We start from the raw sequence: 11,009 nt of genomic DNA on the forward strand, positions 1-11,009 counted from the left end.
CGGCCCAGTCGAGCACGGTGGCGCGGCGCGGCGTGCCGTCCGGAGCCGCGTCGCCCCAGACCGCCGCGGCGGCCCAGACCGCCGCGCCGGTGCCGCCGCCGATGTCCAGATGGTGCGCCGGCCGCCACTCCCCCGTGCGTTCCACGAAGGCGTCCAGCGCGGCGCGGACGGCGGCGAAGGTGGCGGGCATCCGGTACGCGGCGTAGGCGACGACGTCCGCACGGTCCCGCAGCACAGGTGCGCCGGTCGGGGTGGGGCCGCGGTAACTGGCCATCAGCCGCTCCACGGCACCGGCCGCCTGCCGCGGCGGCAGGCCGTCCACCAGCGCGGCGAGGGCGCGGCGCAGTTCTTCGTCGATCACCGCGACAGTCTAGGGAGCGCTACGGCCCCGCACGCCCGGGCCCTCCTGAACGGAGCGGGCCAGCCGGGTCGCCGCGGCGGCACGGGGGCCGTTGTCGGGTGGGCGGCGGACGGGGTGGACGGTGTTGGCCAGCAGGATCAGGAAGGTGTCGGTGACCGGGTCCAGGACCAGGCTCGTACCGGTGAAGCCGGTGTGCCCGGCCGCCCGGCCCTCGCTGCGGGCGCCGGCCAGTTCGCCCATGAACCACGGCTGGTCGACGGCGAAGCCCAGCCCCGGCGGCGCCAGCAGCCGGGCCACCGACGAGGCGGTCAGCACCCGGGCCGGGCCGTAGGCGCCGCCCGTCAGCAGCGTGCGGCACAGGACGGCGAGGTCGGCGGCGGTGGCGAAGAGGCCCGCGTGGCCCGCGACCCCGCCCAGGGCCCAGGCGTTCTCGTCGTGCACCGTCCCGCGCAGCATGCCCCGGTCGGCCTTCGCCCAGGGGCGGCGCTGGTCCTCCGTGGCGGCGGCGGACTCGGGCGGTACGGGCCCGTAGGTGGTGCGGCGCATGCCCAGCGGTTCGGTGATCCCCTCCCGTACGAGGGTGTCCAGACCGCGGCCCGTGAGCCGCTCGAGTACCTGCTGGAGCGCGATGAGGTTGAGGTCGGAGTAGGCGTACGTGCTGCCGGGTGCCGTGACCGGCCGCTCGTCCCACAGCAGGGTCAGGGGATCGGACGGGCGTTCGTAGAAGGGCAGTTCGGGCCGCAGCCCGGAGGTGTGGGTGAGCAGCTGCCGCACCGTGATATGGGCCTTGCCGTGCGCGCCGAACTCCGGCACGTAGCCGGCCGCCGCCCGGTCCAGCTCGAGGGCCCCCCGCTCGCACTGCTGCATCGCGGCGAGGGCCGTGAAGAGCTTGGTGAGCGAGGCGAGGTCGAAGCGCGTGTCCGGGGTCACCGGCTGCCACTGCTCGCGGGGCAGCTCGACGCCACCGCCGGACTCCGGGTCGTACGACGCGTACCGCACCGCCCAGCCGGTGGCGTGCTCCAGCGCGACGTACCGCCCGCGTCCGGCCAGCACCACCGCGCCGGCGCACCAGCCGCGTAAGGGCAGCGCGTCGATCTCCTCGGTGAGAGCGGCCAGTTCCGGCGCGCGCAGCCCCGCGCTCTCGGGAGTGGCCGCGCTCCTCAGCCTCGCGTGCGCCACGGCCGGCACAGTCCCACGAACGCGGCAGCCGCGACCAGCAGCGCGCCCAGCTGAACCACCGCCATCGGCACGGCGGTCCGCTCGCCCGCGATGCCCACCAGTGGTGAGGCCACCGCGCCGATGAGGAACTGCGAGGCGCCCAGCAGCGCCGACGCCGATCCGGCGGCGTGCGGGGCGCGCATCAGGCTCTGGGAGTTGGCGTTCGGCATGACAAAACCCATACCGGACATCAGCACGCACAGCGCGGCGGCGACCGGCACCAGGCCCACCCGCCCGAACACACCGCCGGTCATCAGCAGCAGGGCGACCGACGCCGCCCCGGTCATGCAGAGTCCGAAGCCGAGCACCCGGTCGAGTGACACCCGGCCGACCAGGATCTTGCCGTTGATCTGGCCGGCGGTGACCAGACCGATGGAGTTGACCATGAACAGCAGGCTGAAGGTCTGCGGCGAGGCTCCGTAGATCTCCTGCACGACGAAGGGTGAGGCCGCCACGTACGCAAAGAGCGCCGCGAAGGCGAAGCTGCCCGCCAGCAGATAGCCGGTGAAGACGCGGTCGCCGAACAGGCCGCGCATGGTGCGCAGGGCTTCCGGCACACCGCCCTTGTGCCGCTTGGCCGGTGTCAGGGTCTCCGGCAGCCAGCGGGCCGCGATCAGACCGATCAGGACGCCCATGCCGGTGAGGACGAGGAAGACACCGCGCCAGTCGGTGAAGCGGAGGATCTGGCCGCCGAGCACGGGCGCCAGGATGGGGGCGAGGCCGCCGATCAGCATCAGGGTGGAGAAGAAACGGGCCATGGCGAGCCCGTCGTACAGGTCGCGCACGACAGCGCGGGCTATCACGATTCCCGCGGCCCCGGCGAGGCCCTGCACCAGCCGGAAGACGATCAGCGTCTCGATGCCGGGCGCCAGGGCGCAGGCCGCGCTCGCGGCGACGTAGACGGCCATGCCGGTCAGCAACGGGCGGCGGCGCCCGAACCGGTCGCTCATCGGACCGGCCACCAGCTGCCCCACAGCGAGCCCGAGCAGGCACGCGGTGAGCGTGAGCTGCACCGTGGCGGCCGGGGTGTGCAGGGTGCCGCCGACCGCCGGAAGCGCCGGGAGGTACATGTCCATCGACAGCGCGGGGAGGGCGGTGAGGCTGCCGAGTATGAGGGTCACCAGCAGGCCCGCGCGCTGACGGCGGGTGAGGTCGGTGAGCTCGGGGCGGGTATCCGGCGACAGGGGGACCAGGGGTGGCGTGGGTGCCGTGGGTGCCGTGCCGTCTGTGCCGGGCAGGGGCGATGCGACGGTTCCGGTGGCCGGGCGGGCGAGTGCGTCGGGGTCGGGGTCGGCGATGCCGACCGGGGCTATGGCGGCGGCCGAGCGGGTAGGGCCGGGATCGGTCATGCACCTCTCCAGGAGATTGTTAACGGCAGACACATTCTCCCAGAGATTTCCGTTCCCGGCTCACCGATTTCCCGGACGGCTGCCTCGCTGCGGGCGGTTGTCAGGCGGAGCTGAGGCCCGGCCGGCCGGCCCGCGAGACGAAGGACGCGGCCGTGCTGACGGGCGCCCCCGGCTTGGTGATCACGTCGACCGTGCGGTAGTCCGCGCGCAGTTGCCGCTGGTCGAGCGTGAGCAGGACGTATCCGCGCCGCCCGTCGTAGAACTTCATGTGCGGGTTGGCGTCCAGGAAGGTCTGCCAGTTGCCCGGCTTGGCGACACCGTCGCCGCCGCTGGCGACTGAGGTGGTGACCAGTTCCACACCGACCGTGCGGGAGTCCGTCCGGTCGAAGTCCTCCTTGATGTCCATGGCGTAGTGCACGTGTACGTCACCGGTGAGCACGACCAGATTCGCGACGCCCGCCGCCCGTACCCCGTCCAGGAAGCGCTGCCGCGCTGCCGGATAGCCGTCCCAGGCGTCCATGGACAGCGGGTAGGGGCCGGTGGTCCGGTTGCGGCGGCGGGAGAGGATGCACTGCTGCGGTACCACGTTCCACACCGCGCGCGAACGCTGCCAGCCGTCGGCGAGCCAGCGCTCCTGGGTGCTGCCGAGCATGGTGCGGTCCGGCCTGTTGGTCTCGGCGGTGGGCACCTTCCAGCCGTCACCGGCTGACTGGTCGTCACGGTGCTGACGGCCGTCGAGGATGTCGAACTGGGCGAGCCGCCCGAAGTGCAGCCGGCGGTAGAGCTGGAGGTCCGCGCCGCGGGGCTGCTGGGGCGGACGCAGCGGCAGGTTCTCGTAGTACGCGCGGTAGGCGGCGGCCCGGCGGGCGAGGAACGCCTCGGGCGGTGAGCCGTCCGGGATCTCGTCCGCGTAGTTGTTCTCCACCTCGTGGTCGTCCCAGGTGACGATCCAGGGGTGGGCGGCGTGCGCGGCCTGCAGGTCGGGGTCGGAGTGGTAGAGCGCGTACCGCAGGCGGTAGTCCGCCAGCGTCACGGTCTCCTTGTTGAAGTGGTCGGGCAGTGCGAGGGCCGGGTCGGCGCGGTCGCCTCCCTGCGCGTCGACGGCGTACTCGTACAGGTAGTCGCCCAGGTGAAGGACGGCATCGATGCCGTCCTCCTGGGCCAGGTGCCGCAGCGCCGTGAAGTACCCGTCGTGGTAGGCCTGGCAGGAGACGAAGGCGAAGCGCAGCGACTCGGGCAGCTCGTCGGCGGCGGGCGCTGTGCGGGTGCGTCCGACGGGGCTGGTCCACTTGCCGACGCGGAAACGGTAGTAGTAGCGGGTGCGCGGCGCGAGCCGCTCGGGCACGACGTGCACGGCGTGATGGAACTCGGGGTGCGCGGTGACCTTTCCGCTGCTGACGGTGCGGGTGAACTGCTGATCGCTCGCCAGTTCCCACTGGACGGTGACGGCTTGGGCGGGGAGCCCGCTGTCCGGCTCGAACGGCTCGGGCGCGAGGCGGGTCCACAGCACGACGGAGTCGGGCAGCGGGTCACCGGAGGCCACGCCGAGCGTGAAGGGGTCCTTGTGGAGGGCGGCGGGATCCAGTCGCGGCGCGGCGTGGGCGGTCTGCGGCAGGTTCGTGCCGAGGGCGAGGGCGACGGCCGCCGTGGTGCCGGTCAGCACTCTGCGCCGGCCCAGGTGCCGTGCGGCAGCGCGGAATTCACTGTCCACGGTCAGAGGATTTGTCATACATATGATTGGACCGCGCGCAGGAGGCGATGGGCTAGCAGCCACGCGACACGGGCATGTCGATCGGGTGGCGCGTCGCCCGCACGGCGGCGAACGGCGGCGTGGGCAGGGGAGCGGGGAAGGGGGCGGCGGCGAACGGCGCTGCCGAGACCTCTGCGGACCCAGGTCTAGCGGGAGGGGACCCGCCCGACGCAGACTCATTGCCCAGCAGCTAGTGCCGTGACCGGCAATGTTTGCGCGACAGGGCAAAGGTTGCCGGGAGGGGCACTTGGATCCCGTGGTGAGTGAGGGGTACGAGCACGATGAGCGAGACGTCCGGGCCGGGCTTCGGCAACTACCAGAACGACATCTACCTGAACGGCCTCGACGGCCAGTTGCCGCCCTTCACCACCGACCTCACCCTCCTCGGCGCCTCCGCCCGCGAACAGCTCGACCCCGGCGCCTTCGGCTACGTCGCCGGAGCGGCGGGCTCCGGGGCCACGCACCGGGCGAACCGTGAGGCGTTCGACCGGCACCGCCTCGTCCCGCGCATGCTGCGCGGCGCCGGCGAACGTGACCTGAGCACCACCGTGCTCGGCACCCGGATGCCCGCACCGGTCCTGCTCGCGCCTGTCGGCGTCCAGTCGATCGTGCACCCGGACGGCGAGCTGGCCACCGCTCGAGCCGCGGCCTCGCTCGGCGTCCCGATGGTGCTGTCGACGGCCTCCTCACACACCGTCGAACAGGTCGCCGAGGCCAACGGCCCCGACAGCCCCCGCTGGTTCCAGCTCTACTGGCCCAACGACGAGGACGTCTGCGTCAGCATCCTCGACCGCGCCCGCCGGGCCGGTTTCAGCACCCTCGTCGTCACCCTCGACACCTGGACCCTCGCCTGGCGCCCGCAGGACCTGGACCGGTCCTACCTGCCCTTCATCCGCGGCGTCGGCACAGCCATCCCGTTCTCCGACCCGGCCTTCCGCGCCGGACTCGACAAGTCGCCGGAGGAGGACGTGATTTCGGCGGTGCTGCGCTGGGTGCCGATGTTCACCGGCACCGACCACTCCTGGGACCAGCTGCCCTTCCTGCGGGAACACTGGGACGGGCCGATCGTGCTCAAGGGCGTCCTGCACCCGGACGACGCCCGCCGGGCCGCCGACGCCGGCATGGACGGTGTCGTCGTCTCCAACCACGGCGGCCGCCAGGTCGACGGCGCCATCGCCTCGCTGGACGCCCTGCCGGAGATCGTCCAAGCGGTCGGCGACCGGCTGGAGGTCCTCTTCGACTCCGGCGTCCGTACCGGCTCGGACGTACTCAAGGCCCTCGCCCTCGGCGCCCGCGCGGTGCTGGTCGGGCGCCCGTACGCGTACGGGCTGGCGCACGGCGGCGAGGAGGGCGTACGGCATGTGCTGCGCAGCCTGCTGGCCGACCTCGACCTCACCCTGGGCCTGTCCGGACACCGCACCCCCGCCGAGCTGTCCCCCGACTCGCTGCGGAGCCGGCCCTGACCCGCGGGTACGATGGAGACACGGCGGACGAGCCGGCCGGGCGGCCGCGTCGGGACCTCGCAGTCCCGCCGAGGAACGTCCGGGCTCCACAGGGCAGGATGGTGGGTAACGCCCACCCGGGGTGACCCGCGGGACAGTGCCACAGAAAACAGACCGCCGGAGCCGCAAGGCCCCGGTAAGGGTGAAACGGTGGTGTAAGAGACCACCAGCGCCCAGGGCGACCTGGGCGGCTCGGTAAACCCCATCCGGAGCAAGGTCAAGAGGGGCCGTCGGCTGACGGCCCTGCGCGGACGACCGAGGGCTGCCCGCCCGAGTCCGCGGGTGGACCGCACGAGGCCGGCGGTAACGCCGGCCCGAGAGGGATGGCCGCCTCCCCCGTGGCCGCGAGGCCCCGGGGAGCCAGAACCCGGCGTACAGGCCGACTCGTCCGCCTCTGTCCCGCTGAGGTTCCCGGGCGACCTCGCTGCCGCCCTGGGCCCGGCCTGGCTGCCGCCCGCGCTCAGCCCGTAGGGCTGCCCGCAAGGTCCGTGCGTACCGGCAGGCGCTCGATCGCGATCACGGCGGCGTCGTCGTTCAGGTGCCCGCCGACGTGGTCGAACAGGTCCCGCTTGAGGTGGTGCAGGAAGGCATCGGGGTGGCAGCCCACCCAGCCTTCTATCCGCTCGGCGAGCGGATAGAAGGCGCCGGTGGAGTCGCGGGCCTCGATGACTCCATCCGTGTAGAGCAGCAGGAGGTCTCCGGCCCCGAAGGGAACCTCTTGGACGTGGTAGCGGGAGGGCGCCAGCTCCCCGAGTCCCAGAGGAAGCGCCGGATGGTCCAAGTCGATCGTCGTGACGTGGCGGCCCCGCACCATGATCGGCGACGAGTGGCCGCATTCGATCACTTCGATCGCGTCGCCCGCGTCGGGGATGTCGAGGATGGCGGCGGTGATGAAGCTCTCTCCGACCTCACCGGACTCGCCCGGCACGGTCAGGTTCCAGGTGACACTGCCGTCGAGATAGGCCGCAAGGTCCGCCAGGGGCACGCCGCGGTGTGCGGACGCCCGGAAGGCGCCGAGCAGCAGGGCACGTCACCGAAGGGGGGCATGCCCTTCCCCCGCACGTCCCCGATGATCAGCCGCGTGCTGGTGCCGGTGCGCGCGACCGCGTACAGGTCGCCGCCGACCAGGGCCTCGGCCTCGGCGGCAAGGTACATGGATGCGACTCTCAGCGGTCCGATCTTCTCCGGCAGCGGGCGCATGACGAGACGCTGCGCGGTCTCCGAGACGTACCGGACCTGCTGCAGCTCTCGCCTGCGGCGTTCGCGCAGCACGCAAAAGATCACGAGGAAAAAGCCCGCAAGGGTCAGGGCGATGATCTGGGCCATGTGGTCCGCCGAGATCAGATCGTCGTGGTGGCTCAGCACCGTTATCCCCGCCTGGGTCGCCACGGCGAGCACAGTCATCAGTCCGGTCAGCCACGCGCCGGCGAAGTACGCGGTGATCATGGGGGCCGCGACCAGCAGCGGGCCGAGGTGGACGTGGCCAGGCCCGAACGCCTCCAGCATGAGGATCCCCACCAGCAGGGCGATCGGAATGGCCAGCCAGGCATCACTGGCTTGCCCGGACCGCCCGGACCGCCGAAGGTTAACGAGCCGCTGCGCCATGTCTCCTCTATACATCGGCCGTATGCGGTGCGCAGCGTGAGCAGGTGCTGGTCGCAGGCCGCGCGCAGCGTCAGCCCTCGATGCGGTGTGCGAGCTTCCGCTGACCGTCGCCGGACAGTTCGCCGACCACGCCGCACCGTCCTGCGACTGCCCTCAGGATCACCTCGCCCGGCCCGCGCACCTCCGGCCCTCGGCCGTGCGACCAGTCCAGGTCGGTGGCGACGCCGAGCCGCGCGGGCTGACGCGCCTGTACGCGGCGACGCCCGCCGCATTCACTCCATCGAGCCGGAAGCGGCGCACAGGCCGACTCGTCCGCCGTCCTCCTCGATGGGACCCGGGATATCTCCACGGCGTCGTCTTCGGCAGTACTCAGGCGGCGGCCCCATGCCGCGACGTTGTCGTTGCCGGTGTCCTGGCCCGCCTGCGCGATGGTTCTGGCGCAGCGGTGCAAGAGAACGCTGCCGGCCATGCCGGCCTGAAGGGCGGCTTCCAGCGCTTCGGGGAGGGCGTCGCGCGGATTCGCGCACAACCGGTGATACATCTCCTCGAGACGGGCCTCCCGCCAACCGGCGTCCTTCCAGAGGCCGTCGGAGTCGAGAGAGGACTCCAGGGCCCGGCGCTTGTCCCGGTGCGCCCGGGCGAGGCTGAGGTGCTGCTGCTGCCAGCGCAGGGGGGACCCGGCACGTTGTAGCCGGAGCATGGGAGTACGTACCACGTCGTGGTAGCGGCTGTGCCCGTTGTCGCCGCTGACGAAGGTCAGGCCGCGCAGCCACGCGTACTCCCCCGCCAGCGGCTCAGGTGCGAGGAGCCGGTAGAGGTCTTCGTTGAGCTGCCGAGGCAGAGCGCACGCCAACGCGGTCTGCCGGCGGTCGGGGTCGGTCTCCCACTTCAAGAAGCGCTCGACGGCGCTGTCGGTCGGGTCGCCGACCGCGTCCGGGCCGGCGGGGCGTGCCTGTGCCAGAGCGTCGACCCAGGCCGGCAACCGTCCGGACAGCTGGAGGACGACTTCGATGACTCTTTCGTCGGTGACGTCGTGGGCGGCGAGGAGCTGACGGGCTTCGTCCTCGGTGAAGACCGCCAACGGCACGTGCTGGACAAGACTCAGGGAGTCGCCCCAGCATTCGGTCTCCAGCCGGCCCTGCCCGCACATCACCGTCTGCACGTTGACGGGCAGAGTGCCGTAGCGGGACTCCAGCGTGATGTCGCGCAGCCATGTCTCCAACAGGGGGCCGGTGCGCTCCAGCGTGTCGAAGAACAGCACCACCCAGGTGTTCCGTTCAGCGATCTCGCTCAGTTCCTCGAGGAAGACCGGTGTGAGGGTTTCCAGGGGGGACAGGACGAGCTGGAGATCTTCGTGCTTGCGGAAGCGGCTTCTGAACAGGTCCCGTACCTTGTCAGCGCCCAGCGCCGCCTGTTGCAGGTCCAGTACGCCCGCGACCGTGCCGACGCCGGGGACCAGACCCAGCCCGGCCAGCCCGAGCTGGGCCACAACGGTGCTGGATGCGGAGGCGGTCGGTGGCTGAGTCTCCGTACTGGCCGTCTCGGCCTCGTGACGCCGCCGGTGGTAGGCAGCCGCCTGCTTCGCGAACTTCTTCAGCGGCCGGCCTTGCTTCTCCAGCTGACCCGCGACGGCCTCCATCGCCTCCACCGCGCTGTGCACCTCGTCCCCCACCCGGGCCGTGACCGCCCCGTGTTCGCGGGCCAGGTACTCCCAGTGACGGAGCAGGGTGGTTTTCCCGACGCCGCCCAAGCCGTGTACGTAGAAGAGGAACTGACAGGCCGACTCCTCCGGGTCCCGAGCCAGGTTGTCCCGGAAGACCGCGACTTCGCCGCGGCGGCCGATGAATCCGTCACGACGACGCTGCACCACCAGGTCCTGCCTCGACGGCCGATGCTGCACCACTGGCAACCACCCCCATAACTACTGCCTCATGACGACCCATCACATCGAGTGGTGTACGAACAGGGAGCCATGACCATTGTGGACATGCGTTCACCTCCGGAGCGTGCACGCCTCGCCGAGCGCGGTGGGGCGTCCACCGTGCGACCGAACGGGGCGTGTTCAGACTGAGGAAGGTCACGGAACACCGCGTATCAGCGCAAAGCCTCTGACAACGGCACAGTCCGTCCGTGTCACGATGACCTCATGGACACCGAAGCAGCCGTTGAACTCGCCGCGAAGCGTTATCGCGAAGCCGTCGCCGCCCTCGACGCGGCCCGCAAGGACCTGGAGACCGAGGCGGCGGAGGCGCTGCGCGAGGGCGGCCCGGAGGAGGAGGCGGCGATCGCCGACCTCACCGGCTGGTCGCCCCGGCAGCTGCGCGCGCTCGTCGCCCGGGTGGAGCAGGGGGACGGGGCGGCGTAACGCCGCCTCCGCACCGCATACGCTGCTGGGCGACCCCGCTGTCGTATCCGCGAAGGAGATCCGCCGTGCTCGTGCTGTTGCCGCCGTCCGAGGGGAAGGCCGCGGGAGGCCGGGGACGCCCACTGGATCCGGGGGCGTTGCCGCCGGCGGGGCTGGCGGAGGCGCGGGAGACGGTGCTGGAGGAGCTGATCACGCTCTGCTCCGGTGACGAGGAGAAGGCCCGCGAGGTGCTGGGGCTGAGTGAAGGGCTGCGCGGAGAGGTCGCCAGGAACGCGGCACTGCGCACCGCACCCGCGCGGCCCGCCGGCGAGCTCTATACGGGGGTGCTCTACGACGCGCTCGGCCTGGCCACGCTGAGCCCGGCCGCCAAGCGGCGGGCGGGCCGGTCGCTGCTGGTCTTCTCCGCCTTGTGGGGGGTGGTGGGGATCAAGGACCGGATTCCCGCCTACCGCTGCTCGGGCGGGGTGCGGCTGCCGGGGCCGGGTGCGCTCGGTACGTACTGGCGGGAGCCGCTGGGGGCCGTGCTGCCGGCGATGGCCGGGAAGGGGCTCGTACTGGATCTGCGATCGACGGCCTACGCGCAGATGTGGAAGCCGGCGGGCGAGCTGGCCGAACGCACGGTCACCGTCCGGGTGTTGCAGTCCACCGTCGTGGACGGGGTCGAGAAGCGGTCCGTGGTCAGCCACTTCAACAAGGCGACGAAGGGGCGGATCGTACGCGCCCTGCTGGAGGCCGGGACGGCGCCGGGTACGCCTGCCGAACTGGCGGAGTCGCTGCGGTGGCTGGGCTACCGGGTGGAGGAGGGCGCCGCGGCGAAGCCGGGGAAGCCGAGGGCGCTGGACGTGGTGGTGACGGAGCT

At 71.9% G+C, this 11,009-nt stretch carries 10 protein-coding genes and 1 other RNA gene; 4 read left to right on the top strand and 7 right to left on the bottom strand.

Annotation, left to right across the window (positions count from 1 at the left end):
• From ACRDP3_RS09890 to ACRDP3_RS09905, 4 genes are all read right to left on the bottom strand, one after another.
• Positions 1-361: small ribosomal subunit Rsm22 family protein (locus ACRDP3_RS09890; RefSeq protein ID WP_431516495.1), on the bottom strand; the 361-nt coding region annotated here is incomplete at its 3' end.
• 9 nt (positions 362-370) lie between these two features.
• Positions 371-1,540: a serine hydrolase domain-containing protein gene (locus ACRDP3_RS09895; RefSeq protein ID WP_431516496.1), complete on the bottom strand. Its 1,170-nt coding sequence runs from the start codon at positions 1,538-1,540 to the stop codon at positions 371-373.
• Complete coding sequence (locus tag ACRDP3_RS09900) at positions 1,522-2,928, bottom strand: Bcr/CflA family efflux MFS transporter (RefSeq protein WP_431516497.1); 1,407 nt, start codon at positions 2,926-2,928, stop codon at positions 1,522-1,524. The genes ACRDP3_RS09895 and ACRDP3_RS09900 overlap by 19 nt, the downstream gene beginning before the upstream one ends.
• 100 nt (positions 2,929-3,028) lie before the next feature.
• Entirely contained in the window at positions 3,029-4,657 is a 1,629-nt protein-coding gene (locus tag ACRDP3_RS09905; RefSeq protein ID WP_431516498.1) for an alkaline phosphatase D family protein, read from the bottom strand.
• A gap of 302 nt (positions 4,658-4,959) precedes the next feature.
• On the opposite strand from ACRDP3_RS09905, the gene ACRDP3_RS09910 reads away from it, so the two are divergent.
• A complete protein-coding gene (locus tag ACRDP3_RS09910; RefSeq protein WP_431516499.1) occupies positions 4,960-6,141 on the top strand; it encodes a lactate 2-monooxygenase in 1,182 nt (393 codons plus the stop codon).
• Positions 6,142-6,169: 28 nt separating this feature from the next.
• Positions 6,170-6,571, top strand: an RNA gene (gene rnpB, locus ACRDP3_RS09915) — RNase P RNA component class A.
• Between the two features lie 69 nt (positions 6,572-6,640).
• Here the strand turns inward: rnpB and ACRDP3_RS09920 are convergent.
• The 3 genes from ACRDP3_RS09920 to ACRDP3_RS09930 all read right to left on the bottom strand — a co-directional run bounded on the left by ACRDP3_RS09920 (position 6,641) and on the right by ACRDP3_RS09930 (position 9,688).
• A complete protein-coding gene (locus tag ACRDP3_RS09920) occupies positions 6,641-7,165 on the bottom strand; it encodes a PP2C family protein-serine/threonine phosphatase (RefSeq protein WP_431516500.1) in 525 nt (174 codons plus the stop codon).
• Positions 7,111-7,785: a hypothetical protein gene (locus ACRDP3_RS09925; RefSeq protein WP_431516501.1), complete on the bottom strand. Its 675-nt coding sequence runs from the start codon at positions 7,783-7,785 to the stop codon at positions 7,111-7,113. Before ACRDP3_RS09925 ends, ACRDP3_RS09920 begins: the two co-directional genes overlap by 55 nt.
• 70 nt (positions 7,786-7,855) lie before the next feature.
• The gene (locus ACRDP3_RS09930) at positions 7,856-9,688 is read right to left on the bottom strand and encodes a tetratricopeptide repeat protein (RefSeq protein WP_431516502.1); all 1,833 of its coding nucleotides are present in this window, start codon (positions 9,686-9,688) and stop codon (positions 7,856-7,858) included.
• A gap of 243 nt (positions 9,689-9,931) precedes the next feature.
• Between ACRDP3_RS09930 and ACRDP3_RS09935 the strand changes: the two genes are divergently transcribed.
• On the top strand, positions 9,932-10,150 hold the full coding sequence (locus tag ACRDP3_RS09935; RefSeq protein WP_431516503.1) for a hypothetical protein: 219 nt from the start codon (positions 9,932-9,934) through the stop codon (positions 10,148-10,150).
• A gap of 65 nt (positions 10,151-10,215) precedes the next feature.
• A partial coding sequence (gene yaaA, locus ACRDP3_RS09940; RefSeq protein WP_431516504.1) for a peroxide stress protein YaaA occupies positions 10,216-11,009 on the top strand: 794 nt, incomplete at its 3' end.

The sequence above is a fragment of the Streptomyces sp. genome (assembly GCF_050698815.1).
Lineage (GTDB): Bacteria > Actinomycetota > Actinomycetes > Streptomycetales > Streptomycetaceae > Streptomyces.

Coding starts and splice junctions, on each gene's coding strand:
- ACRDP3_RS09935 (WP_431516503.1), top strand. CDS start 9,932: ATGGACACCGAAGCAGCCGTTGAACTCGCCGCGAAGCGTTATCGCGAA.
- ACRDP3_RS09925 (WP_431516501.1), bottom strand. CDS start 7,785: ATGGCGCAGCGGCTCGTTAACCTTCGGCGGTCCGGGCGGTCCGGGCAA.
- ACRDP3_RS09900 (WP_431516497.1), bottom strand. CDS start 2,928: ATGACCGATCCCGGCCCTACCCGCTCGGCCGCCGCCATAGCCCCGGTC.
- ACRDP3_RS09905 (WP_431516498.1), bottom strand. CDS start 4,657: ATGACAAATCCTCTGACCGTGGACAGTGAATTCCGCGCTGCCGCACGG.
- ACRDP3_RS09910 (WP_431516499.1), top strand. CDS start 4,960: ATGAGCGAGACGTCCGGGCCGGGCTTCGGCAACTACCAGAACGACATC.